Source organism: Nocardioides sp. NPDC051685 (assembly GCF_044453405.1).
Classification (GTDB): domain Bacteria; phylum Actinomycetota; class Actinomycetes; order Propionibacteriales; family Nocardioidaceae; genus Nocardioides.
On sequence record NZ_JBITCR010000002.1, the window covers coordinates 160,271 to 183,486 of the forward strand.

23 protein-coding genes are annotated in these 23,216 nt (G+C 69.9%); 16 read left to right on the forward strand and 7 right to left on the reverse strand.

The genetic code is table 11. The annotated features are described in order from the left end of the window. Window positions 1-6 precede the first annotated feature (6 nt). Together ACIA03_RS05885 and ACIA03_RS05890 are read right to left on the reverse strand one after the other, a co-directional pair. On the reverse strand, window positions 7-885 hold the full coding sequence (locus tag ACIA03_RS05885) for an LLM class F420-dependent oxidoreductase (protein ID WP_396980210.1): 879 nt from the start codon (window positions 883-885) through the stop codon (window positions 7-9). A 68-nt stretch (window positions 886-953) separates the two neighbouring features. Beyond that, entirely contained in the window at window positions 954-2,375 is a 1,422-nt protein-coding gene (locus ACIA03_RS05890; RefSeq protein ID WP_396980212.1) for a S28 family serine protease, read from the reverse strand. 117 nt (window positions 2,376-2,492) lie between these two features. On the opposite strand from ACIA03_RS05890, the gene ACIA03_RS05895 reads away from it, so the two are divergent. Next, on the forward strand, window positions 2,493-2,915 hold the full coding sequence (locus ACIA03_RS05895; protein WP_396980215.1) for a PPOX class F420-dependent oxidoreductase: 423 nt from the start codon (window positions 2,493-2,495) through the stop codon (window positions 2,913-2,915). Window positions 2,916-2,978: 63 nt separating this feature from the next. Here ACIA03_RS05895 and ACIA03_RS05900 read toward each other — a convergent pair whose 3' ends face one another. Next, a complete protein-coding gene (locus ACIA03_RS05900; protein ID WP_396980217.1) occupies window positions 2,979-3,398 on the reverse strand; it encodes an SPW repeat protein in 420 nt (139 codons plus the stop codon). Window positions 3,399-3,677: 279 nt separating this feature from the next. Here ACIA03_RS05900 and ACIA03_RS05905 point away from each other — a divergent pair, with 279 nt between their 5' ends. The 5 genes from ACIA03_RS05905 (at window position 3,678) to ACIA03_RS05925 (ending at window position 6,747) form a co-directional block, all read left to right on the forward strand. Then, window positions 3,678-3,953 (forward strand): Fe-S cluster assembly protein HesB, encoded by a 276-nt coding sequence (locus tag ACIA03_RS05905; RefSeq protein WP_336737993.1) that lies wholly within the window; start codon window positions 3,678-3,680, stop codon window positions 3,951-3,953. A 96-nt stretch (window positions 3,954-4,049) separates the two neighbouring features. Continuing rightward, window positions 4,050-4,799 carry a VOC family protein gene (locus ACIA03_RS05910; RefSeq protein ID WP_396980219.1) on the forward strand — a complete coding sequence of 250 codons (750 nt, stop codon included), beginning with the start codon at window positions 4,050-4,052 and terminating at the stop codon, window positions 4,797-4,799. Window positions 4,800-4,808: 9 nt separating this feature from the next. Beyond that, entirely contained in the window at window positions 4,809-5,933 is a 1,125-nt protein-coding gene (locus tag ACIA03_RS05915; protein WP_396980221.1) for an endonuclease/exonuclease/phosphatase family protein, read from the forward strand. A gap of 98 nt (window positions 5,934-6,031) precedes the next feature. After that, the gene (locus tag ACIA03_RS05920; RefSeq protein ID WP_396980223.1) at window positions 6,032-6,223 is read left to right on the forward strand and encodes a hypothetical protein; all 192 of its coding nucleotides are present in this window, start codon (window positions 6,032-6,034) and stop codon (window positions 6,221-6,223) included. Beyond that, on the forward strand, window positions 6,220-6,747 hold the full coding sequence (locus tag ACIA03_RS05925) for a MauE/DoxX family redox-associated membrane protein (RefSeq protein ID WP_396980225.1): 528 nt from the start codon (window positions 6,220-6,222) through the stop codon (window positions 6,745-6,747). Before ACIA03_RS05920 ends, ACIA03_RS05925 begins: the two co-directional genes overlap by 4 nt. Here ACIA03_RS05925 and ACIA03_RS05930 read toward each other — a convergent pair. Then, entirely contained in the window at window positions 6,702-7,172 is a 471-nt protein-coding gene (locus ACIA03_RS05930; protein ID WP_396980227.1) for a GNAT family N-acetyltransferase, read from the reverse strand. The two genes, ACIA03_RS05925 and ACIA03_RS05930, sit on opposite strands and share 46 nt — an antisense overlap. Before the next feature lie 186 nt (window positions 7,173-7,358). Between ACIA03_RS05930 and ACIA03_RS05935 the strand changes: the two genes are divergently transcribed. Beyond that, entirely contained in the window at window positions 7,359-8,087 is a 729-nt protein-coding gene (locus ACIA03_RS05935) for a peptidylprolyl isomerase (protein ID WP_396980229.1), read from the forward strand. An 84-nt stretch (window positions 8,088-8,171) separates the two neighbouring features. Here ACIA03_RS05935 and soxR read toward each other — a convergent pair whose 3' ends face one another. Then, window positions 8,172-8,645, reverse strand: a complete 474-nt coding sequence (gene soxR / locus ACIA03_RS05940) for a redox-sensitive transcriptional activator SoxR (protein WP_396980231.1) — start codon at window positions 8,643-8,645, stop codon at window positions 8,172-8,174. A gap of 61 nt (window positions 8,646-8,706) precedes the next feature. On the opposite strand from soxR, the gene ACIA03_RS05945 reads away from it, so the two are divergent. Together ACIA03_RS05945 and ACIA03_RS05950 are read left to right on the forward strand one after the other, a co-directional pair. After that, a complete protein-coding gene (locus ACIA03_RS05945; RefSeq protein WP_396980233.1) occupies window positions 8,707-9,405 on the forward strand; it encodes an SDR family NAD(P)-dependent oxidoreductase in 699 nt (232 codons plus the stop codon). After that, window positions 9,402-10,463 carry an S-adenosylmethionine:tRNA ribosyltransferase-isomerase gene (locus tag ACIA03_RS05950; protein WP_396980235.1) on the forward strand — a complete coding sequence of 354 codons (1,062 nt, stop codon included), beginning with the start codon at window positions 9,402-9,404 and terminating at the stop codon, window positions 10,461-10,463. The genes ACIA03_RS05945 and ACIA03_RS05950 overlap by 4 nt, the downstream gene beginning before the upstream one ends. A 10-nt stretch (window positions 10,464-10,473) precedes the next feature. On the opposite strand, the gene ACIA03_RS05955 is transcribed toward ACIA03_RS05950, so the two are convergent. Beyond that, a complete protein-coding gene (locus ACIA03_RS05955) occupies window positions 10,474-10,911 on the reverse strand; it encodes an OsmC family protein (protein WP_396980237.1) in 438 nt (145 codons plus the stop codon). A 37-nt stretch (window positions 10,912-10,948) separates the two neighbouring features. Between ACIA03_RS05955 and pepN the strand changes: the two genes are divergently transcribed. The 7 genes from pepN (at window position 10,949) to ACIA03_RS05990 (ending at window position 20,206) form a co-directional block, all read left to right on the forward strand. Further along, complete coding sequence (gene pepN, locus ACIA03_RS05960) at window positions 10,949-13,399, forward strand: aminopeptidase N (RefSeq protein WP_396980239.1); 2,451 nt, start codon at window positions 10,949-10,951, stop codon at window positions 13,397-13,399. Between the two features lie 61 nt (window positions 13,400-13,460). Further along, complete coding sequence (locus ACIA03_RS05965; protein WP_396980241.1) at window positions 13,461-14,660, forward strand: exonuclease SbcCD subunit D; 1,200 nt, start codon at window positions 13,461-13,463, stop codon at window positions 14,658-14,660. Beyond that, window positions 14,660-17,581, forward strand: a complete 2,922-nt coding sequence (locus tag ACIA03_RS05970) for an AAA family ATPase (RefSeq protein WP_396980243.1) — start codon at window positions 14,660-14,662, stop codon at window positions 17,579-17,581. The genes ACIA03_RS05965 and ACIA03_RS05970 overlap by 1 nt, the downstream gene beginning before the upstream one ends. Before the next feature lie 92 nt (window positions 17,582-17,673). Next, entirely contained in the window at window positions 17,674-18,249 is a 576-nt protein-coding gene (locus ACIA03_RS05975; protein WP_396980245.1) for a TetR/AcrR family transcriptional regulator, read from the forward strand. 84 nt (window positions 18,250-18,333) lie between these two features. Next, complete coding sequence (locus ACIA03_RS05980) at window positions 18,334-19,206, forward strand: alpha/beta fold hydrolase (protein WP_396980247.1); 873 nt, start codon at window positions 18,334-18,336, stop codon at window positions 19,204-19,206. A gap of 48 nt (window positions 19,207-19,254) precedes the next feature. Further along, entirely contained in the window at window positions 19,255-19,770 is a 516-nt protein-coding gene (locus ACIA03_RS05985) for a DUF302 domain-containing protein (RefSeq protein WP_396980249.1), read from the forward strand. A 106-nt stretch (window positions 19,771-19,876) separates the two neighbouring features. Continuing rightward, on the forward strand, window positions 19,877-20,206 hold the full coding sequence (locus ACIA03_RS05990; protein WP_396980251.1) for a hypothetical protein: 330 nt from the start codon (window positions 19,877-19,879) through the stop codon (window positions 20,204-20,206). Window positions 20,207-20,284: 78 nt separating this feature from the next. Here the strand turns inward: ACIA03_RS05990 and gcvP are convergent, their stop codons facing one another. Then, on the reverse strand, window positions 20,285-23,173 hold the full coding sequence (gcvP, locus tag ACIA03_RS05995; protein ID WP_396980253.1) for an aminomethyl-transferring glycine dehydrogenase: 2,889 nt from the start codon (window positions 23,171-23,173) through the stop codon (window positions 20,285-20,287). Between the last annotated feature and the right edge of the window lie 43 nt (window positions 23,174-23,216).

Below are 23,216 nucleotides of genomic sequence, written 5' to 3' on the forward strand. Positions count from 1 at the left end.
AACCGTCTAGATCTCCCGCAACCGGGGTACGAGGTCGACCATCGACGTGGTCCACGGCACCGGGTCGACGTACGGCGTGGGCATGAGCCCGACCAGGGTGATGCCGAGGGCGGCGTACTCCTCCATGGACTTCAGGAACCCGTCCGGGTCCTCGACCGAGGGGCCCTGGAAGAGGATCGTCTTCTCGATCGCGTCGTAGTCGGTGCCGAGGTCGTCGCAGTGCCCGCGCAGCACCTCGAGCTTGTGCTTGACCGTCGCGAGCGCCTCCGGGCCGGGGGCACCGAAGAGGTTGGTGCCCTGGCCGTACTTGGCGACCAGGCGGAGGGTCTTCTTCTCGCCTCCCCCGCCGATCAGCACCGGGACCGTGCCGTTGACGGGCTGCGGGAGCGAGATCGTCTCGGCGAGCTGGTAGTGCTTGCCCTCGTAGGCGCCGTCGTTGTCCGACCACATCTGGCGGCAGATCTCCAGGGTCTCCTCCAGGCGCTCGAACCGCTCGGCGGTCGGCGGGTAGGGCACGCCGAGGCCCTGGTGCTCACGCTCGTACCACGCCGCGCCGATGCCCAGGAGCGCGCGGCCGCCGGAGAGCCGGTCGAGGGTGGTGACGGTCTTGGCGAGCAGCCCGGGGTGACGGTAGGTCACCCCGGTGACGAGCAGGCTGAGACGTACGTTGTCGGTGATCCCGGCCAGGTAGCCCAAGGTCGTGTAGCCCTCGAGCATCGGCTCGAAGGGGCCGCCGGCCTGCTCCATCTGGAACCAGTGGTCCATGACGGTGAACAGGTCGACGCCACCCTCGTCTGCGATCCGGGCCGTCTCGGTCAGCTTGTCGGCGAGCGTGGTCTCCCACTCGGGATGGGTGAACGTGAAGTAGTGGAGTCCAAGATCCATACCTCAGACGCTAGGGCTTCGAGTGCGCTCGAAGACAAGGGCCAATCCGTTCGGACCCCATTGTTCATCTACGGGCGCATGCTCCGCTCCTGACGCAGGTCACGCTTGTCGAGCTTGGCGTCGTACGCAGCCAACGGCTTCGCCTTCGTCGCGTCGGCCTCGACGGCGGCGCTCGCGACGCCGGCCCACTCCAGGATCCGGGCGGTGGCGAGCTCACGCTCGTCGGCGACCAGACCCGCGACGTTGGCGCCGTGGTTCATCCCCGGCGCGGTGAAGACGTAGGAGTCGGTGGCGAGCACACCCGGGCGGAAGCGCTCGGCACCCCACGGGTCGGCCTCGCCGTAGACGAAGAGCATCTGGTGAGCGTGCTTGCGCACCCAGGAGTCGACGTCACGCATCGCCGAGGGGTCGAACCGCATGTCGATGTCGCGCGGGACGAAGCTGCGCGGCGGCTGGTAGCCGTAGTGGATCAGCTCGTCCTCGATGTGCGGGAAGCCGATCGTCGGCGCACCGAGCTCGGTGCCGGCCTGGTAGTAGTACGGCGTGTAGGGGCTCAGGCCCTGGTCAGTGTAGAAGCTGAAGCCGGAGTAGTAGTCGATCGAGTCCCAGATCGCCTGGTCGGTGGCGGTCGCCGCGTCGGCGGGGATGTTCGCGCACTGGGAGGTGCCGGCGTACTGCCAGAAGGCCCAGACGTAGTCGAGCACGACCATCTCGTACGCCGCGTCCAGGCTGCCCACGGTGTCGAAGGTGTAGTCCTCGGCCGCCGCCAGGTCGGCGTACTTCGCCTTCAGCGGCTCGCGGCGGACGAGCGCCTCGCGCTGGACGCCGTTGAGGCGGTCGCGGCAGTCGTCGGTGCCGACCGTGGCGAAGAAGTCGTCGTAGGCGGAGTCCTCGCGGTTGACCACGTCGTTCGGCGCCACGTAGGCCACGACGCCGTCCATGTCGCGGGGGTAGAAGCGCTCGAAGTAGGTCGCCGTCATGCCGCCCTTGGAGCCGCCGGTGGCGAGCCAGTTGGCGGAGTAGATCGACTTCAGCGCCGTGTAGATGGCGTGCTGGTCGCTGGCCGCCTGCCAGATGTCGAGGTCGTCCCAGTCGGCCGGGTCGGGGCGCGACGGGGTGAAGAAGCGGTATTCCATCGAGACCTGGTTGCCGTCCACGATCCGGGTTGGCTCGCTGCGGCCCGGGTTGGTCGAGACGTTGTAGCCGCTGGTGTGGAACACGGTCGGGCGGGCGGTGTCCTTGTGGAGCACGGTGAAGCGCTGCTGGAAGGTGTCGCCATCGGGATGCCGGTGGTCGACCGGCTGGGTGAAGCTCAGGACGAAGTAGCGGTAGCCGGCGACCGGCTTCTCCTGGATCAGGCTGACGCCGTCGATGGCCAGCAGGCGGTCGAGGATGTCGTCCTCGGCCGCGGTCGCGGGGTTGGCGGGTGTGGCGAGGAGCAGGGATACCAGCCCCATCGCCACCAGGATCCTGCCGATGAATGCACGCATGTGGGGTCTCCTTCGGTGCGGGTCCCCGGCAACCTAGCCGGTCCCCGCGCCGGGCACCTCCGAATTCCGGATGCCTCCTCAGGGAAGCAAGTCGCAGCGCGATGCGTTCGGGAGAACATGACGTTCGACCCGCACGAGCTGCTCGCCACCACGCGTCACGGGATCCTGGCCACGATCAAGGCCAACGGGCTGCCGCAGCTCTCGCCCGTGTGGCAGTTCTACGACCGCGAACGCAGCGAGATCCTGATCTCCACCCGCGAGGGTCTGGCGAAGACCAAGAACCTCCGCCGGGACCCGCGGGCGGCGATCGAGGTCGATGGCCCCGCAGGGCGCTCCTGGGCGACGGCCGAGGGCACGGTCACGCTCACCGGTCCCGGTGCCTCTCCCGACTCCCCCGAGGTCGACGCTCTGGTGGACTACTACCGGCGTGGCGCGGGCGAGCACCCCGACTGGAACGAGTATCGCGAGGTCATGGTCGCGGACCGACGGGTGCTCATCACCATCGCGGTCACGAAGGTCTACGGCGCGGACCTGGGCTGATCCGCCCCGACGGAAGGCCGGCCGAGCTCCTCGCTCGGCCGGTCGATGGTGGTTCCGCGGGCGCTACCTACGCGGATTGAACAGCGTGCCGAGCCCGGACGAACCGAGTCCGCACAGCGCGATGACTGCTCCAACGATGACGTTGGAAGCGATCATCCCTCCAGTGGTGTCCACGCCGTTCATGAGCCACAGCGAGACGATTGCCCATGCCCCCATGAGCGGGACGGTCCATGCCAGACCGTGTGTGCGGCCGAAGGCCGACGCGAAGCCGAGCGCCAGCAGAGAGACCGCGAGACCGATGATCAGGTTGCTGACCATCAGGGATGATGCCGTGGTGTTGAAGCCCACGACCCAGGGCGATATGGCCAGGTAGAGACCGGCCATCAACGTGACACCGTCGACCACCTGAGCGGTGGCGGAGGAGCCGGTCAGATCGAACCGGTCTCGGAGTGCGGCGATGTCGGGATGTTCCTGAATGGACATGTGTTCAGACGACATTTGAATTCACCTCCTCAGCCCAATGCCAAAGGAAGAACTACTGTCCTCGCGATCATTCTAGGCCCGCGCCGCGGCAATTGACCTACCCAAAAGTCGCCGCGCGAGGGACCTTTGGCCGATGGCAATACGGTCGCCATGGACGTGAAGTCGCTGCTCCGTCCGGAGGGCTGGGACGCCTGATGCCGGAGCGGCGGGCTTGAACGAGGCCGTGCGGTGAGGAATGGTGGAGCGGGTACTCCGTACCCAACCATGGAAGATCTCGACATGCTTCAGCTGACCGAGAACGCCACCACGATCGTCCGCTCGATCTCCGAGCAGTCCCAGGGCGCCGGCCTCCGGCTCGCCTCCAACGCAGAACCGGACGGTGCATTGAGCGCCGCGCTGGTTCCCGCCGCCGAGGCGGAGGACCAGGTCATCGAGCAGGAGGGCGCACGGGTCTTCCTCGACCAGGGCGCTGCCGCCGAGCTCGACGACAAGGTCCTCGACGCCGGGATGGATGCCTCCGGCAACGTACAGTTCGGGATCTCTCAGCAGGGATGATCCCGCGCTACGCCGGGGTGTGCCGCAGTCGCGGTGCGCCCCGGCGTACGTCGTTTTTCGGCCCATCCGCCTCGCCGCACGCGTAGGGTCGCGGGCATGAGTACCGCCGGCGTACCTGACTGGTTCCATCTCTTCCTCGACGTCCCGCGGGAACGCTGGGAGGAGGCGGTCGGATTCTGGTCGGCGGCGACCGGATGGGCGCTCTCGTCGCCGAGGGGCGAGCGCGGCCAGTTCCTCACCCTGGTGCCGCAGACGGGCGACGCCTGGCTGAAGATGCAGGCTGTCGACGACGCCGAGCCGCGGGTCCATGTCGATCTCGATGCCGCCGATCGTGCCGCCGCCGTCGAGCGGTCGGTGTCGCACGGAGCGAGTCCGGCATGGACGTACGACGAGGTGCCGGTGATGCGCTCCCCCGGCGGCATGCTCTTCTGCCACACGCTCGGTGAGGAGTCACGTCCCCGCTCCGCGCGCGCGGAGCCCGAACGGGTTCTCGACCAGGTCTGCATCGACATCCCCCGCTCCCGTTGGGACCAGGAGGTCGCCTTCTGGGCCGAGATCACCGGGCGCGTTCCCGAGCAGACCAAGTCCCCCGAGTTCGTACGCCTCGCCGACCCCGACGCTCACGGCGGGCTCCGGATCCTGCTGCAACGGCTCGAGGACGAGGACGGCGACGTCCGGGCGCACCCGGACGTCGCCGTCGCCCACCGTGCCTCGGAGACCTGCCGTCACGAGGCGCTCGGCGCCGAGACGGTCGGCGTCTTCGAGTGGTGGACGGTGATGCGTGCGCCGTACGGGCAGATCTACTGCCTCACCGATCGCGACCCGGTGACGGGTCGAGTGGCCTAACCTTGGAAGATGCGGCTCGCATCGTTCAACGTCGAGAACCTCTTCGCCAGGCCGAAGGCGATGGACGCCGACGCGGCCGACGCCAAGACGCGGCGGGCGGTCCTGACCGCCCACTCCCGCGTCTCCACCCTTCTCGCCGAGCCCAGCTATCAGGGTCACGAGCAGGAGATCCTGGACAACCTCGCGAAGCTCGGGCTGCTGAGGAGCGACGAGGGCGAGTTCGCGCGGCTGCGGAAGCTGCGCGGCGCGCTCCTGAAGCGGCCACGGTCGGGCGACGTACAGCTGGTCGCCCAGGGGCGCAACGACTGGGTCGGGTTCGTCGAGCTCAAGACCGTCGCCGTCGATGAGGTCGCCACGGAGAACACCGCACGCGTCTTCGCCGAGCTGCGGGCCGAGGTCGCGGTGGTCGTCGAGGCCGACGACCGGCCGGGGCTGCACATGTTCTCCCAGACCCTGCTGCCGGAGGTCGGTGCCGAGGCGTACGAGCAGGTGATGGTCGTGGAGGGCAACGACGAGCGCGGCATCGACGTCGGGGTGATGGTCGGTGACGGCTATCGCCTGGTGCAGATCCGCACCCACATCTTCGACCGCGACGAGGAGGGCGTGATCTTCTCCCGCGACTGCTGCGAGTATCACCTCGAGGCGCCCAGCGGTGCGCGGATCGTGGTGCTCGCCAACCACTTCAAGTCCAAGGGCTACTCGGAGAAGGGCGACCCCCAGGGGGCCAAGCGGCGCACCCGGCAGGCGAAGCGGGTCGCGGACATCTACCAGGGGCTGCTCGAGGAGGGCTTCGAGCACGTCTGCGTGGCCGGCGACCTCAACGACTCGCCGTCCAGCGAGGCGCTCGCGCCGCTGCTGTCGGTCTCCGGGCTCGTCGATGCCAGCGAGCACGAGCACTGGGACTGGAACCACCGCCGCGGAACGTACGGTTCCGGCAACGAGGACGAGAAGATCGACTACCTGCTCCTCTCCCCCGCCCTGCGCGCGAAGCAGACCGGGGGCGGAGTCTTCCGCAAGGGCGTGTGGCACGGTCCGCGCACCAAGGACCCGTGGGACCTGTTCCCGACGCTGACCGCGGAGCAGCACGCGGCCTCCGACCACGCCTGTCTCTACGCCGACTTCACCGACCTGTGAGCCGGGAAGTCTGAGAAGTCTGCCCGCAAGCCTGAAGATGCGCTGAGGGCGGGCGTCCGGGCGATGGTTGCGGGCCTCGGCTGTGGCACTCTGGCGAGGTGAACGAGGTGTGGTACGTCGTCGGGCTGGTCGCGGTCTCCGTGGCCGTGCTGGCGCTCGGGGTGTGGTTCGTGCGGCGCGAGATCCGGGACGAGGTCTCCCCGGCGCCGGTGCTGTGGGCCGGCTATGCGGTCGTGGCGGCGCTCGTCGTCTTCGGCGTGCTCCGCACGTCCTGGGTGGTGCTCTCATGAGGACCCGCGCCGACCTGATGGGCTGGATCGGTCTCGCCGGCCGCCTCTACCTCGGCTTCGTGTTCCTCGCCGCCGGGCTCGCCAAGCTGCCCGAGCCGGCGATCACCGAGCAGGCGGTGCGCGGCTACCAGCTGCTGCCATGGCAGCTGGCCCCGGCGTACGCCATCGCGATGCCGGTCACCGAGATCGTGCTCGGCGTGCTGCTGATCCTCGGGCTGTTCACCCGGACCGCGGCGTTGGCGACGGCGCTCGGCCTGTGCTCGTTCCTCATCGGGATCACCTCGGCCTGGGCGCGCGGGCTCAACATCGACTGCGGCTGCTTCGGTGGTGGCGGTGCCTCGGCCGATCCCGCCTATCTCGCCGACACCTTCCGCGATCTCGGCTGGCTGGCGATCGCCGTCTACCTGATCCTCGTACGCCGCACCAAGCTCGCCCTCGACGACCTGCTCTTCCGGCGGGGAACGCCCTCGGTCGACGACTACAGCGAGAGCTCGAAGAAGACCGAGTTGGGGTCGAGCAGGTAGCTGCCGAACGGCGGGCGCTCGGTGAAGCCGTTGCCCGCGTAGAGGCGACGGGCGGGCTCGTAGAAGGCCTCGGTGCCGGTCTCCAGGAGCACCCGGCGACCGCCCTGTGACCTGGCCTGCTCGATGAGATGGCGGAGCACCGCGGTCGCGACGCCACGGCCACGGGCGGCGGCCGTGGTGCGCATCGACTTGAGCTCGTAGTCGCCCTCGCCGAGCGACTTCAGCGCACCGCAGCCGACGAGCTCGGTGCCCTCCCAGGCCGACCAGAACGCGATCTCGGGCACCTTCAGCGCGGCGAGGTCGAGCGCGTGCACCGACTCGGCCGGGGTCACGGCGTACATGTCCTCGAGGTGCTCCTCGAGGATCCGGACCACCTCGGGCCGGGTCAGGTCGTCGAGCTCGAAGCGCAGGGAGAGCAGTGGCACGGCTGGAGGTTAACCGAGCGCTCCCCCGTCGCGGCTTTCTGGGGTGCGGTGAGGCTGGTGCAGTATCGCGGCCGGCAACCAAGGTGTGCGATAGTGCGCGACCCCAACGCTGGCAGGAGATGCTGGCGGCATCGCCATGCGGGGTCCGTCGAGGGATCATTCGGGCTGCTCCCCTAGCATCTGGGCATGCCTTCTCGTGCGCTCCCGGCCGTAGCCGCCGCTGCCCTGCTCCTGACGCTCTCCGCCTGTGGTTCCGACGACGCCGGGTCCGCTTCCGACCCCGCCGCGGAGAGCAAGGGCCCGAAGTCGAGCGAGTCCAGCGACTGGAAGTCGATCGTGAAGCCCGGCTCGACGGACTGCGACTACGTCGAGGATCCGATGGGCGCCTCGAAGGAGGTGGACCAGCCGGAGAAGACCGCGCAGTACACCGGCAAGGTCGCCGCCACCATCAACACCTCCGCCGGCCCGCTCGCGATCAGCCTCGACGCCGACAAGGCGCCCTGCACGGTCAACTCGTTCCTCTCGCTGGCCTCGCAGGACTACTACGACGGCACCAGCTGCCACCGCCTCGGCGCCAACCCCGGCTTCGAGCTGCTGCAGTGCGGCGACCCGACCGGTCAGGGCACCGGCGGCCCGGGCTACACCATCCCCGACGAGTTCAAGGACAGCGACACCTTCCCCGCCGGCACGCTCGCCATGGCCAACACCGGTCAGCCGAACTCCGGCGGCAGCCAGTTCTTCATGGTCTTCGGCGACACCCAGCTCCCGCCCGCCTACACCGTCTTCGGCACCCTCGACGACGCCGCCATCAAGACCCTCCAGAAGGTCGGCGAGGCAGGCGTGGGTGAGCCCGGTCCCGACGGCACCGGCGCCCCGAAGACTCCGGTCGACTTCAAGACGATCACCGTCGGCTGAAAAACCCCGCCGAGGCGTCACCTAGGTCGGCCGAGTTGGCACGTACGTGACGCCTCGGCCGACGGGGGTGACGCCTCGGCAGGATCAGACGCGGCGGCGGGGTGGGTCGCGGCGCAGGACCTTGGGGAGATAGACAGCACCGGAGCTCTCGGCGCCCGCGGCGTCGTTGGGGTTGGAGATGCGGCAGCGCTGGAGCGAGAGGCAGCCGCAGCCGATGCAGGAGTCGAGGTTGTCGCGCAGCCGCTCGAGGGCGTTGATCTGCTCCTCGAGGCGGCGTCGCCAGTGCTTCGACATCCGCGCCCAGTCGGCCTTGGTGGGCGTCCGGTCCCCCGGCAGGCAGTCGAGCTCGGCCTTGATCTCGTCGAGCGACAGCCCGACGTTGGCCGCGGCTCGGATGAAGGCGAGGCGACGCAGGACGCTGCGCTCGAACGTACGTTGTCCCCCGGCGGATCGCGCGGCCTGGATCAGTCCCTGGCTCTCGTAGTAGCGCACCGCGGAGGCCGCATAGCCGCTGCGGCGGGTCACCTCGCCCATCGTGAGCAGGTCGTGGGTGTTCATCTCACTCTTTTCTGTCACGGCCCTTGATCTCAAGTTCACTTTAGGTTGAATGCTAGCCAGCATGACCAGATCACACAACGAAGTAGCCGTCGTCACCGGCGGCTCCGCGGGGCTGGGACTCGCCCTCGCCACGGTGCTCCTCGAAGCGGGATGGCACGTCGTCACCGACGCCCGCGACGCCGACCGCCTCCACGCCGCCCTGCCGGACAGCTCGCGAGTGACGAGCCTGGCGGGCGACGTACGCGACCGGGATCATCAGGACGCGATCGCAGCCGCCGTCGCGCGGCACGGCCGACTGGACCTGCTCGTGCACAACGCCAGCGAGCTCGGCCCGATGCTTCCGCTGGTCGAGGTCACCGAGAGCCTCTTCTCCCAGGTGCTCGAGACTAACCTGCTCGCCCCGCTCGCACTCACCCAGCGGCTCCTCCCCTACCTGATCGCCTCGCGCGGCACCCTTGTCGGCATCTCCAGCGACGCGGCCGTCGAGCACTACCCGACCTGGGGGACGTACGCAGCGAGCAAGGCCGCCCTCGACCATCTGATCCTGACCCTCGGTGCGGAGAACGGCATCCGCGCGTATGCCGTCGACCCGGGCGACATGCGCACCGCGATGCACCAGGCCGCCTTCCCCGGCGAGGACATCTCCGACCGCCCGCTCCCGGAATCGGTCGTTCCGCACCTGCTCGCGCTGCTCTCCTGCGACGAGCCCTCAGGGCGCTACCGCGCCGCCGATCTCGCACCCGTGGGAGCGACCCGATGACGATGCTCGCCGAACGACCGACCACCACGTTTCCCTTCCCCGAGGAGACCACCGCCCCCGCGCCCGCGGAGTGGCGCGGCCTCGAGCGTGACGGTGTGCGCCTCCTCGTGGCGACCCCTGGCGGCGTACGACATGCGAGGTTCCGCAACCTTGCCGACCACCTCTCCCCCGGCGACCTGGTCGTGGTCAACGACTCGGTGACCGAGGCGCGCCAGCTCGACGCGGACCTGATCGGGCGTGGCCGGGTGGTGCTCCACCTCGCCCAGCGGCTCGACACGGGCTGGGCCGTGGAGATCCGCTCCGCGCCGGACGCCTCGCGGTCCGTGCTCGACGCGGCCGAAGGTGATGTGGTGGTGACCGCCGGCCTGCGGGTCACCCTGCGCCAGCCCTATCCCGACGGCCGCCCGTCTTCCCCCACCGGAGCAGGCAACCGGCTCTGGCGCGCCGAGGTCACCGGCGACGTGGCCGCCGAGCTCGCGCGGTCCGGCCGCCCGATCGCGTACGGCTATCTCGACCGGCGCTACCCGCTCGACGCCTACCAGACGGTCTTCGGGCACCGCCCTGGGAGTGCAGAGATGCCGTCGGCGGCGCGGCCGTTCACCCATCCGCTGGTCACCGAGCTGGTGACGCGCGGCATCCAGATCGCCCCGGTCACCCTGCACACCGGCGTCTCCTCACAGGAGGCCGGCGAGGCTCCCGGCGCGGAGTGGTTCGAGGTCTCCGCGACCACGGCCCGGCTGGTGGAGCAGACCAGGTACGCCGGTGGCCGCGTCGTCGCGGCCGGTACCACCGTCACCCGGGCTCTCGAGTCGGCGGTCGTCCCGGCGACCGGTGCGGTCCGGGCGGCGAGCGGATGGACCGACCGGGTCATCACGCCCGCCAACCCGCCGTACGTCGTCAACGGGCTCATCACCGGCTGGCACGACCCGCAGGCCAGCCACCTGCTGCTCGTCGAGGCGGTCGCCGGTCCCGAGCTCACCCAGCAGGCCTACGACGCCGCGGTCGCCGAGGGCTATCTGTGGCACGAGTTCGGCGACTCCGCCCTCCTGCTCCCCTGAGGGCGGTCGGTCAGGACAGGGCACCCTCGCCGTAGGCGACAGGGGTGCCGACGGCGACGGTACGGCCGACGGTGCACAGCCGGGTCTCGGACTTCTTGATCGCGTCCGGGAGGACCTTGCGGGCAGCGTCGCCGGCCTCGCCCTCGGGGAAGCTGATGTCGAAGGTTACCGAGATGTCGACGAGTCGGTTGCCCTGCTCGTCACGGATCTTGGTAGCCGCGGCGAGGGCCTCGAAGGTCTCCATCGGCGAGCGCTTGCCGGTGATGAAGTCGACGTCCAGGGCACTGCAGCCCGCCAGGGCGGCGAGGAGCAGCTCGACCGGGCTGAAGTCGGGGTCGTCGCCGTGGCCCATCACCACGGTGCCGCCGCGTACGTTGGTGGCCCGGAAGCGGTGCTCGCCGATCTTCTCCAGAGATACCGAGCGCTGGTCTGCCGCATCAGAAGTCATGGGGTAAGAGTGCCACCCGACCGTTAGCCTGTGCGACGTGACCACCCAGAGCCTGCCCCTACGCCGTGACGAGGCAATCGCCCGTGCCGGACTGCTGAAGATCGAGGACTACCACGTACGTCTCGACCTGGCCTCCAGCGAGGAGACCTTCCACTCGGTGACGACGATCCGGTTCACCTCGAAGGGCGGGCCGACGTTCGTCGACCTGAAGCCGGTCTCGGTGGCACGGATCAGCCTCAATGGCAGCCCCGTCGACCCCGCGACGCTCGCCAAAGGACGCCTCCCGATCACCACGGCGGAAGGCGCCAACGAGCTCGTCGTCGAGGCGACCATGCCGTTCCGCAACGACGGCGAGGGGCTGCACCGCAGCGTCGACCCGGCCGACGGGAAGGCCTACGTCTACGGGATGTGCTTCATGGATGCCGCCCCGACGATCTTCGCCTGCTTCGACCAGCCGGACCTGAAGGCGCCCTACACCTTCCACGTCACCGCGCCGCACGACTGGACGGTGATCGGCAACGCGCCGGGCACCCAGACCTCTCCCGGCGAGTGGGAGCTCGAGCGGAGTCAGCCGCTGTCGACGTACTTCGTCACGCTCGTCGCCGGCCCGTGGCACATGATCCATGACGAGCACGACGGCATCCCGCTCTCGCTGAGCTCGCGGCAGAGCATCGCCGCCGACCTCGACAAGGACGCCGAGGAGCTCTTCACGATCACCAAGCAGTGCTTCGACGAGTTCCACCGGCTCTTCGGCATCCGCTACCCGTTCGGCAACTACCACCAGGCGTTCGTGCCGGAGTTCAACGCGGGCGCGATGGAGAACCCGGGCTGCGTGACCTTCCGCGACCCGCTCGTCTTCACCTCGCGGGTGACCCGCGGCATGCGGATCCAGCGCGCCACCACCGTCGCCCACGAGATGGCCCACCAGTGGTTCGGCGACCTGGTCACGCCCCAGTGGTGGGACGACCTGTGGCTCAACGAGTCGTTCGCCGAATACATGGGCAACCGGGTGACCGCCGAGGTCACCGAGTACGACGACGCCTGGGCCGACATGTCCTACGCCCGCCGCCAGTGGGGGCTGACCGCCGACCAGCGCGGCTCGACCCACTCGGTCGCCGGCAACGGCGCCGAGGACGCGGTCTCGGCACTGCAGAACTTCGACGGGATCTCCTACTCCAAGGGCTCGGCGATCCTGCGCCAGCTGGCCGCCTCCCTGGGCGACGAGGTCTTCTTCGCGGGCGCGATCGACCACTTCACCCGGCACCGGTTCGGCAACGCGACGATGCACGACCTGTTCGCGTCCTGGGCTTCCGCGGCGGCTGCCGCGGGGGTCGAGTTCGACCTCGACACCTTCACCTCCCAGTGGCTGCTCACCGCCGGACCCGACACTCTCTCGTGGGACCCGGCGAAGATGGTCGTCAACCGCACCGCGCCGTCGTTGCACCCCGCCGACCGCTCCCACACCTTCCGCGCGGCGATCCTCAACGGCACGCAGTGGACCACTGAGGAGATCACGGTGAGCGGTGACCAGACGCCGCTCCAGGTCGCCGCCAACGCGGTCGTGCTCGACCCCTACGACGACACCTGGGCCGCCGCGATCCCCGACTGGGAGACGGTCCAGGCGCTCAAGGCAGCGCTTCCGGAGGTCACCGACGGCGGCCTGCGCGCGGGGGTGTGGAACAACCTGCGCAGCGCCTGGTTCAACGCCGCGGTCGACCCGGCCGACGTCATCGACATCGCCGAGGCGTCGCTGCCGATCGAGGACATCGAGGACACCCCTCGCCGCACGATGCCGTGGCTCTTCGGGTCCGTGGTGCCGCTGGCACCCGCCGGGGCTCGCGAGCGGCTGCACGAGGCGGCTCTTCGCAAGCTCGACGAGGTCGCCCCCGGCTCGGAGCTGCAGCTCTCGGCCTACCGCACGGCGATCCGCTCGGCGACCTCCGAGTCGCTGCTGCGGGGGTGGCTGGCCGCTCCCCCGGTCGGCATCGAGACCGACCTCGACCTGCGCTGGCGCATCCTCGCCAAGCTCGCCGAGAACGGCTTCGCGTCCCGCGAGGAGCTGCAGGCCGCTTACGACGCCGAACCCGCCAACGATGCCCGCATCCACCTCAACGGCGCGCTGGTCAGCATTCCCGACGCGGAGGCGAAGGCGTACGGCTGGTCGGTGTTCACCGGCGAGACCGACCTGCCCAACTACGACATCCTGGCTGCCGGGCGGGCGTTCTGGACCGGTCCGGCCGAGCTCACCGAGGGCTACGTCGAGCGCTACTTCGCCGAGCTTCCCGCCACCGCGGAGAAGCGCTCGGGCTGGAGCCTGGCCGAGGCCGCCGAGGCGTTCTTCCCGAGCCGGTCGGTGACCGAGCAGACCCTCGCTGCCGCGCGGGCCGTCATCGAGCTGGATCTGGACCCGGGCGTACGCCGGCGGGTCTCTGACGCGGCCGACAACCTGCAGCGGCAGCTGGCGGTGAAGGTGACCTATCCCGCGTAGCCGAGGCGTCGGCGGTGAGTCGGCGACACGAGTGTCCGTGCTCACCGATAGTTTTCGTTTCATGCGGATCCTGCACACCTCCGACTGGCACCTAGGCCGGTCCTTCCACCGGGAGGGCATGCTCGGGCACCAGGCGGCGTACGTCGACCATCTCCTCTCCGTGGTGGAGCAGGGAGAGGTCGACGTGGTGTGCGTCTCGGGTGATGTGTACGACCGTGCACTTCCGCAGGTCGACGCCGTGCGGCTGGCCTCGGAGGCGCTCGCCCGCCTGGCCGCCTCGCGGGCCAAGGTCGTCATCACCAGCGGCAACCACGACTCGGCCCAGCGACTCGGCTTCGGCTCCGAGCTGATCGACGCCGCCGGCATCTTCATCCGCACCGACCTGGCCGGGGTCGGCCGCCCAGTGATGCTCCCCGACGAGCACGGCGAGGTGGCCTTCTACGGTCTCCCCTACCTCGATCCCGACGCCGCCAGGGCGTCGTGGGGGCTGGAGTCGCGCTCCCACCAGGCGGCGCTGGGCGAGGCGATGCGACGGGTCCGTGCCGATCTCGACGGGCGCGGTGGCCGAAGCGTGGTGATGGCCCATGCCTTCGTCACCGGGGCGGAACCCTCCGACTCCGAGCGCGACATCTCCGTCGGCGGCGTCTCGATGGTGCCCGCCAGCCTCTTCGAGGACATCTCCTACGCCGCCCTCGGCCACCTCCACGGCCGCCACACGATCACGGACACGGTGCGCTACAGCGGCTCACCGCTGGCCTACTCCTTCTCCGAGGCCACCCACCTCAAGGGGTCCTGGCTCATCGATCTCGACGAGTCCGGTTTCGTCGCCAGCGAGTTCGTGGAGGCGCCGGTCCCGCGCAAGCTGGCCAGGCTGCGAGGCACGCTCGAGGAGCTGCTGAGCGACCCCCGCCACGAGGTCCAGGAGCAGTCGTGGCTGCAGATCACCCTGACCGACCGGATCCGCCCGGCGCAGGCCATGGAACGGCTGCGGAGGCGGTTCCCGCACACCCTCGTGCTGGGTTTCGAGTCGACCGCGCCGGTCCTGGGTGCGCTCTCGCAGCCCGACCCGGCCCGGCCGCGACGCGACATCGACCTGGTCACCGAGTTCGTGGCCGAGCTGCGCGGCGAACCGGCGGCCAAGGCCGAGCTGGCCCTGCTGCAGACCGCCGTGGACGCCTGCTGCGAGGACCCCGAGGTCGACTCCCTCGACTCCGCCGCCGGCGGGGCCGAGGAAGAGGAGTGGCTCGAGGTGCTCTTCTGATGCGCCTCCACCATCTGGAGGTGACCGCGTTCGGCCCGTTCACGGGCACGGTGGAGGTCGACTTCGACCAGCTCTCCGAGGCCGGGCTCTTCCTGCTCTCCGGTGCCACCGGCGCCGGCAAGACGAGCGTCCTGGACGCGGTCTGCTTCGCGCTCTACGGCGACGTCCCCGGCGACCGTTCGGTCGCCAAGCGGCTGCGCAGCGACCAGGCCCCGGCCGAGGTCGCCACCCGCGTCGTCCTGGAGGCGACGCTCGCCCAGCGACGCTTCCGGATCACCCGCTCGCCGTCGTGGGAGCGGCCCAAGCGGCGTGGCGCCGGCACCACGACCCAGCAGGCCTCCGTCGTGCTCATGGAGCAGGTCGGCGAGGAGTGGCGCACCCTCACCACCCGCCTCGACGAGGCCGGCCACCTGGTCTCGGACCTCCTCGGGATGACGCTGACCCAGTTCGTGCAGGTCGCGATGCTCCCCCAGGGCCGCTTCCAAGCCTTCCTGCGCTCCAGCGCCGAGGAACGCAAGCGACTTCTCGAACGACTCTTCCGCACCGAGCGCTTCGCCGATGTCGAGCGCTGGCTGCGGGAGCGCCGCGTCGAGCTCAGGCGCCGCTCCGAGGAGCTCAACGCCGGCGTCGCCGAGGTGGTCAGCCGGATCAGCGAGACCGCCGCGGTCACGCTCCCGGAGGACTGGGACGTCCACGACCTCGGCCTCCCCGCCGGTGACGGCGCGATCGCCACCTGGGCCCACACTCTGGCCGAGGAGGCCACCGAGTCGCAGGCCGTCACCTCCGGCGCCGCGATGGAGGCCCTGGCCGCCGAGTCGGAGACCCTCGCCGCCCTCGACGCCGCCCGCGCGATGGCCGAGAAGCAGCGCGGCCTCCGCGCCGCTGCCGCCGCCGAGAGCCGCCTCGTCGCCGCGGCCGAGGAGCAGGAGGAGCGGGTACGCCGCGTGGAGGCCGCCCAGCGGGCCGAAGCCGTGGCCGGGGTCAGCGAGCTCGCCGACCAGGCTCGGCGCGAGCATTCGAAGGCGGCAGCGCTCGCCCCGAGCGACCTGACCCTGAGCGATGCCAAGGCAGCGGTCGACCAGGTCTCGGCACGGCTCACCCACGCCCGTGCCCTCGTGCCGGTCCAGCGCCGCCTCAGCGAGGTCGGCCGCGAGCTCGCGACCACGGGGGTGCAGCGGGACCGCGTGCTCACCCAGATGCGCGAGCAGGCACGGCTCGCCGAGGAGCTGCCCCAGCAGACCGAGGCGCTCACCGCGGAGCTGGCCGCGGCCACCGAGGCCGCCGAGGCGATCCCGCTGCTGCGCGCTCAGGTGGCGGCACTCACCGAGGTCGGCCGGCTCACCCGCGATCTCGCCGATGCCCGAGCCAGGCACGAGTCGGCCAGGACGGCCGCCATGGAGGCGCGCACCCGCTATCTCGACGTACGCCAGGCCCGGCTGGACGGCATCGCCGCCGAGCTCGCCGGTGCGCTCGCGGTCGGCGCGGACTGCCCGGTGTGCGGATCCCACGAGCATCCCCACAAGGCCTCCCCCGCCGACGGTGCCCCCGACGCGGCCGCCGAGAAGGCGGCGCAGGCGACCTATGACAACGCCAGCGCCGAGGAGCACGCCCGCGACCAGCACGTGCGCGACCTCACCACCCGGCTCCAGCTCGCCCAGGAGGCCGCCGGCGAGACCGACGAGCCGGCAGCGTCACTGGCCGAGCGCCTGGCCGGCCTGGAGCGTGCCGCCGCGCGCGAGCCGAGCCTGCGCGCCCAGCTCACCGCCGCCGAGGAGGCGAAGGCCCGCTCGGCGACGCTCCGTGCCGAGCTCGAGACCCGCGCCGCCGAGCTCGAGACCACGCTGCGTCATCTCACCGGCGAACGCGAGCGGCTCGAGGAGCAGCTGCGCGACGTCCGGGGCGACCACCCCGATCTCGACGCCCTCCTCACCGCGCTCGACCGTGATCACCGAGCGGCCTCCACCGCCTTCGAGCGCCTCGAGGCGGCCGCGCGCGCAGCCGAGGCGCTCGCCGGGGCTGAGAACACCCTCTCCGCCACCGCGGTCAGGGCCGGCTTCGACACTCCGCAGAGCGCCCTCGCCGCCGCGCTGCCGCCGGAACGGGTCGCCGCGCTGAACAGCCAGATCAAGACGTACGCCGACAGCCTGGCGGCCGCCCGAGCGACCCTCGACTCCCCCGGGGCTGCCGAGATCCTGGCCACCGACGAGCCCGACCTGCCGGCGCTCACCATCGCCCACCGCACGGCCGCCGACGCCGCCGACGCGGCCCGTTCCGCGGCCGACACCGCCGCCACCCGAGCCGCCCGCCTCGACTCCCTCCAGCGCGACCTGAACCGGGCGCTCTCGACCTGGGCACCCGTACGCGACGACCTCGAGATCGCCGCCCGGATCGCCTCGTTCGCCGAGGGCAAGAGCAGCGACAACCAGCTCCAGATGAGCCTGTCGGCCTACGTCGTCGCCTACCGGCTCACCCAGGTCGTCGCGGCCGCCAACGAGCGGCTGGCGAAGATGAGCGACCAGCGCTACGCCCTGGAGCACTCTGCGGCCAAGGGCGCCGGCGACCGCCGCGGCGGCCTCGCGCTGATGGTCCGTGACGACTGGTCCGGCGAGTCGCGCGACCCCGCCACGCTCTCCGGTGGCGAGACCTTCGTGGTCTCCCTCGCCCTGGCGCTGGGTCTGGCCGACGTGATCATGAACGAGGCCGGCGGCCAGATGCTCGACACCCTCTTCGTCGACGAGGGCTTCGGCTCCCTGGATGCCGACACTCTCGACGACGTCCTCGACGTCCTCGACACCCTCCGCGAGGGCGGCCGCATCATCGGCGTGGTCAGCCACGTCACCGAGATGCGCGAGCGCATCCCCACCCAGCTGGCCGTCGTCAAGCGTCGCGAAGGCTCGGTCCTCGAGCTCCAGACCACCTGATCCCGACCGGCGCAAGCGACCCCGCGGACCTTCGGAGCCGTTCGCAGGGCGAGTATTTGACCTTGAGGTCTAATACTCGCTACATTAGAAGCATGGGAAGGCCGAAGAACTTCGAACCGGACGCAGTCATCGCGCAGGCGATGGAGACGTTCTGGACCAAGGGCTACGCCGACACCTCCCCTGCCGAGCTCGCAGAGGTGACCGGGGTGGCCAAGGGCAGCCTGTACCACTCCTTCGGATCCAAGCGTGAGCTGTTCGGCAAGGCTCTGGACCTCTACCACCAGATGCAGATCGAGCGGACCAAGGAGTTCCTCTCGATGCCAGGCGCCACCAGGGAGCGCATCCGCGCCTACCTCACGATGCTCGTGGACGCAGACCTGGACGGGCCAGTCAAGCGCGGATGCCTGGCCCAGAACACGGTCGGGGAGCTCCGTGGACGCGACCCGGAAGCCACCCGCGCGGCACGCGGCGTCGCGGAGGGCATCATCGAGCTGTTCGTCGCCCGCATCCAGCAGGGGCAACTGGACGGTGACATCGACCGGGGTATCGACGCCAGGGCGCAGGCGCTGTCCCTCTACGCCACCCTCGCCGGACTGCGTGTCATGGCCAAGACATTCGACCGGCAGTCGCTGTATCGAGTCATCGACACGGCTCTCGCGGCCATCTGACGCAGCACACTTCGCGGCAGTCTCTTGCGCCCGAATTTTTGACCTCTAGTTCAATAATCTGCAACTCCCAGGAAAGAGAAGATCATGAACGAACTCCCCGACACGACGTACACGAGCACTTGGAGCGAAGGCCGCGGTGAGGTGCGGTTCTTCACTCGGTCCGATGGCTCGCGGTTGCGCTACTACACCGTGGGTACCGGCCCCGCCCTTGTGCTGCTGCACACCGTGCGCGGCCAGCTGGACTACTTCCAGCGGGTGATTCCGCAGTTGTGGGACCACTACACGGTCTACGCGCTGGATCTGCCCGGGATGGGATGGTCCGACATCGTGCCAGGCGCACGATACGAGGAGCCGCAGCTGCGGGCCGCGGTCGTCGACTTCGTCCGCGGACTGGACCTTCACGACGTCACCCTGTCCGGGGAATCACTCGGCGGCGCCCTGTCCCTGTCGGCATCGGTCGACCTGAAGGACCGGGTCAGCCGGATCGTTGCGTTCAACAGCTACGACTACCCCCAGGGCGCCGAGCGGGGAAACTGGATCGCCCGGTTCATCATGACCGCCGTGCGGATGCCGGTGCTGGGTCCGCTCTTCGCCCCCGTCGAGCCACTGCCCGTCCTGCGGACCATCCTGCAGGGTGGTTACGTCGACAAGAGCAAGCTGCCCGAGGACTTCGTCGCAGACCTGATCAGAAGCGGCCGCAGGCAGGGCTACGACAAGGTGGCTCGAGGGACCTACCGCAGTCTCAAGGGATTCGACCGGTCCAGGGAGCGTTACCCGCAGGTGTCGGCTCCTGTCACGCTCGTCTACAGCGAAAACGACTGGTCCCGGCCTGCCGAGCGAGACCGCGTGGCCGACGCGCTGGCCGACGTCCACCGCATCACCCTGCCCCGCACCGGCCACTTCTCCGCACTGGAGCGCCCCGACGACGTGGCGCGGATCCTGCTCGACGCCGCCTGACCCAAGCAATCACCCTTCCGCCAACACGCGGAGAAATGAGGACGAACCATGACTCAAGTTATCCCTCACCTCGTCAACCGGCTTGTCATCGACGCCGATGACACCTTCGACAACGTCCGTCAACGCTACGAATCACTGGTACCCGCCATCGATTTCGTCGAACTCGTCGAGGTGGTCAAGACAGGTGACCTCGAGGCACTGCATGCCTACACCGCCGACCGCACACCCCATTCGTTCGCCATCTTCTGGACCCTGGACACGTCGCCGGTGATGCGGCTGTCAGGACACCAACTCCGCGCCGTCACCTACCTGATGGGGAACAACGTCATCGCGGAGACCATGTTCCGCCACGACCCCGGCATCATGCTGTACGCCCCGCTGCGCACCGCGATCTACGAGACCGCCGCTGGAGGCGTACAGATCAGCATCGACCAGCCCTCGAACAAGTTCGCCAGCTTCGGCGATCCCCGAATCGCCGAAGTCGGAGCACAACTCGACGCCAAGGTCGCGAACCTGCTCCGTCTCATGGGACTTCCGGTCCCACCGGAGCTGATCACAGCCTGACCTCACGTCGTGCCGATGCCGCAGGAGAGACAGCTCGTGCTCGTTCTCCGCAGGCGAAAATTTGCCCGGCGGTCGAGAGCTGTTACCTCCCATCCATTCCCCCGGAGTGACGTACGTCACTAGCCTGAGGCGGCTCCGCACCGCGGAAGCCGTCCCAGACCACCCGGAGGTTTCCCGTGCCTCGTCTCACCAGCTCTCGAGCTGGCAGGTCTCCGGTGCGGTCGACAAGACCGAGTGGGCCAACCAGATCCGCACCGTCTCCACCGCGAGCGGCAACTACTACATCCAGGAGAGCCTGCACCCCAACTACTGGGGCCAGCTGGCCCTGCGTAACTGCCTGCGCCAGGCCTACAACGGCGGCGCGCCGAGGTCCGGCACCTGCACCCACGGCACCGGGCTCAACGCCAACGGCGAGCCCATCATGACCCTCAGCTGAACCTGCCGAGCCGTCACTCCGGTCGGCCGAGTCCTCACTTGGGTGACGGCTCGGCCGACGTACGTGACGCCTCGGCGGTTACTCGGCGAACGACTCGACCGGCGGGCAGGAGCAGACCAGGTTGCGGTCGCCGTAGGTGTTGTCGATGCGGGCGACGGGAGGCCAGTACTTGTCGGGGTCGATGCCGCGGGGGAAGACGGCCTCCTCGCGGGAGTAGGGGCGGTCCCACTCCCCGACGAGGGCACGGGAGGTGTGCGGAGCGCCGCGCAGGACGGAGGTCTCCGCGGTCCACTCGCCCGAGGCCACCCGGTCCACCTCGCCCTTGATCGCGATCATCGCGTCGATGAACCGGTCCAGCTCGGCGAGGTCCTCGGACTCGGTGGGCTCGACCATGAGCGTGCCGGCGACCGGGAAGGACATCGTCGGGGCGTGGAAGCCGTAGTCGATGAGCCGCTTGGCGACGTCGTCGACAGTGACACCCGTCTCCTTGGTCATCGGCCGCAGGTCGAGGATGCACTCGTGCGCGACCAGGCCGGTCTCGCCGCGGTAGAGCACCGGGAAGTGTTCGTTGAGGCGGGCGGCGACGTAGTTGGCCGACAGCACGGCGGCCGCGGTGGCACGGGTCAGACCCTCGGCGCCCATCAGCCGGATGTAGGCCCACGAGATCGGCAGGATGCCCGCCGAGCCGTACGGCGCCGCCGAGATCGCGCCGATGCCCGAGCGCTTGGAGGCGTCCGGGTGCAACGAGTGCGACGGCAGGTAGGGCGCCAGGTGGGAGCGGACCGCCACCGGGCCGACCCCCGGGCCACCACCGCCGTGCGGGATGCAGAAGGTCTTGTGCAGGTTGAGGTGGGAGACGTCGCCACCGAACTCGCCGGGCTTGGCGTAGCCCAGGAGCGCGTTGAAGTTGGCGCCGTCGATGTAGACCTGACCGCCGGCCTCGTGGACCAGGGAGCAGACCTCGGTGATGCCCTCCTCGTAGACCCCGTGGGTCGAGGGGTAGGTGACCATGATCGCCGCCACCTTCTCGCCGTGGTCGGCCAGCTTCGCGCGCAGGTCGTCCAGGTCGACGGTGCCGTCCTCGGTCGACTTCACGACCTGGACCTTCATGCCCGCCATCGCTGCCGAGGCGGCGTTGGTGCCGTGGGCCGAGGACGGCATCAGGCAGATGTCGCGGTGACCCTCGCCCTGCGCCTCGAGGTAGCCACGGATCGCCATCAGGCCGGCGAACTCGCCCTGCGAGCCGGCGTTCGGCTGGATCGAGACCTCGTCGTAGCCGGTGACCTCGGCCAGCCACCCCTCCAGCTCCCCGACGAGACGCGCGTATCCGGCGGCGTCCTCGGCGGGCACGAACGGGTGCAGGTCGGCGAAGCCGGGCAGCGAGATCGGCTCCATCTCGGTGGTCGCGTTCAGCTTCATGGTGCACGAGCCGAGCGGGATCATGCCCTTGTCGAGCGCGTAGTCGCGCGCGGAGAGCTTGTGCAGGTAGCGCAGCATCTGGGTCTCGCTGTGGTGCGCGTTGAAGACCTCGTGGGTGAGGTAGTCGGTCGTACGCTGCAGACCCTCGGGCAGCGCGCTCGCCGTGGTGCGGTCGATCTCCTCCAGGTCCACGCCCGAGACGCCGAACGCGTTGAGCACGGCCGACAGGGTCGAACGGGTGGTTGCCTCCGAGGTCGAGATGCCGACCGTATCTGCGTCCACGAGACGCAGATGCACGCCGAAGCGACGCGCCGCGGTGACCACATCGGCCGCCCGCCCGGGCACGGTGACGCCCAGCGTGTCGAAGAACGTCTCCGAGACCAGCGGCAGCCCGGCCGACCGGAGCGCGGCGGCCAGCACGGCGGCGTAGCGGTGGGTGCGGGTCGCGATCGTCTTCAGCCCGGCGGGGCCGTGGTAGACGGCGTACATCGAAGCGCCGACGGCGAGCAGCACCTGCGCGGTGCAGATGTTGGAGGTCGCCTTCTCGCGACGGATGTGCTGCTCACGGGTCTGCAGCGCGAGCCGGTACGCAGGCCGCCCCTCGGCATCGACGGAGACGCCGACCAGGCGACCGGGCAGGTGACGCTCGATCCCCTCGTGGACGGCCATGTAGCCGGCGTGCGGGCCGCCGTAGAAGAGCGGGATGCCGAAGCGCTGGGTCGAGCCGACGACGACGTCGGCGCCGAGGGCGCCGGGCGACTCCAGGACGGTCAGCGCGAGCAGGTCGGCGGCGACGACGGCCAGCGCACCACGCTCGTGGGCGGTGTCGATGATCGGCTTCAGGTCCGGCACACGCCCGGAGGCGCCGGGGTACTGCACCAGCACGCCGATCACATCGCCCTCGGGCAGCCCCTGGGAGAGGTCGGCGACGACGACCTCGAGGCCCATCGCCTCGGCGCGCACCTTGACGACCTCGATCGACTGCGGCAGCGCGTCGGCGTCGATCACGAACGGGCCGGATCCCTTCCGGTTGGCCCGGTGCACGAGAGCCAGCGCCTCGGCGGCCGCGGTGCCCTCGTCCAGGAGGGACGAGTTGGCCACCGGCAGGCCGGTCAGGTCACCGACCATCGTCTGGAAGTTGATCAGCGCCTCGAGGCGACCCTGGGAGATCTCGGGCTGGTAGGGCGTGTAGGCGGTGTACCAGCTCGGGTCCTCGAGCACGTTGCGACGGATCACCGGCGGCGTGATCGTGGCGTGGTAGCCGAGCCCGATCATCGCCTCACCGGGCTTGTTGGACGCGGCGATCTCGCGCGCCAGCGACGCGACCTGCGCCTCGGTCAGCGCGGCCGGCAGGTCGAGGGACTCCACCGAGCGGATCCCCGCCGGGACGGCGGCGTCCATCATCGCTGCTACCGAGTCGTACCCGAGCCGCGAGAGCATGCTCGCCTCGTCGGCGGCCGAGAGCCCGACGTGGCGCTCCACGAACGGGGAGGCGGCATCGAGCTCGGACAGGGTGGGCGTGTCGGACACAGTGGCTCCTGAGGGCATCTAAGACAACTCGTAAGCCCTCCCCCTCTGTCACCGCACCTGT

Coding starts and splice junctions, on each gene's coding strand:
- ACIA03_RS05885 (WP_396980210.1), bottom strand. CDS start 885: ATGGATCTTGGACTCCACTACTTCACGTTCACCCATCCCGAGTGGGAG.
- ACIA03_RS05890 (WP_396980212.1), bottom strand. CDS start 2,375: ATGCGTGCATTCATCGGCAGGATCCTGGTGGCGATGGGGCTGGTATCC.
- ACIA03_RS05895 (WP_396980215.1), top strand. CDS start 2,493: ATGACGTTCGACCCGCACGAGCTGCTCGCCACCACGCGTCACGGGATC.
- ACIA03_RS05900 (WP_396980217.1), bottom strand. CDS start 3,398: ATGTCCATTCAGGAACATCCCGACATCGCCGCACTCCGAGACCGGTTC.
- ACIA03_RS05905 (WP_336737993.1), top strand. CDS start 3,678: ATGCTTCAGCTGACCGAGAACGCCACCACGATCGTCCGCTCGATCTCC.
- ACIA03_RS05910 (WP_396980219.1), top strand. CDS start 4,050: ATGAGTACCGCCGGCGTACCTGACTGGTTCCATCTCTTCCTCGACGTC.
- ACIA03_RS05915 (WP_396980221.1), top strand. CDS start 4,809: ATGCGGCTCGCATCGTTCAACGTCGAGAACCTCTTCGCCAGGCCGAAG.
- ACIA03_RS05925 (WP_396980225.1), top strand. CDS start 6,220: ATGAGGACCCGCGCCGACCTGATGGGCTGGATCGGTCTCGCCGGCCGC.
- ACIA03_RS05935 (WP_396980229.1), top strand. CDS start 7,359: ATGCCTTCTCGTGCGCTCCCGGCCGTAGCCGCCGCTGCCCTGCTCCTG.
- soxR (WP_396980231.1), bottom strand. CDS start 8,645: ATGAACACCCACGACCTGCTCACGATGGGCGAGGTGACCCGCCGCAGC.
- ACIA03_RS05945 (WP_396980233.1), top strand. CDS start 8,707: ATGACCAGATCACACAACGAAGTAGCCGTCGTCACCGGCGGCTCCGCG.
- ACIA03_RS05950 (WP_396980235.1), top strand. CDS start 9,402: ATGACGATGCTCGCCGAACGACCGACCACCACGTTTCCCTTCCCCGAG.
- ACIA03_RS05955 (WP_396980237.1), bottom strand. CDS start 10,911: ATGACTTCTGATGCGGCAGACCAGCGCTCGGTATCTCTGGAGAAGATC.
- ACIA03_RS05965 (WP_396980241.1), top strand. CDS start 13,461: ATGCGGATCCTGCACACCTCCGACTGGCACCTAGGCCGGTCCTTCCAC.
- ACIA03_RS05970 (WP_396980243.1), top strand. CDS start 14,660: ATGCGCCTCCACCATCTGGAGGTGACCGCGTTCGGCCCGTTCACGGGC.
- ACIA03_RS05975 (WP_396980245.1), top strand. CDS start 17,674: ATGGGAAGGCCGAAGAACTTCGAACCGGACGCAGTCATCGCGCAGGCG.
- ACIA03_RS05980 (WP_396980247.1), top strand. CDS start 18,334: ATGAACGAACTCCCCGACACGACGTACACGAGCACTTGGAGCGAAGGC.
- ACIA03_RS05985 (WP_396980249.1), top strand. CDS start 19,255: ATGACTCAAGTTATCCCTCACCTCGTCAACCGGCTTGTCATCGACGCC.
- gcvP (WP_396980253.1), bottom strand. CDS start 23,173: ATGCCCTCAGGAGCCACTGTGTCCGACACGCCCACCCTGTCCGAGCTC.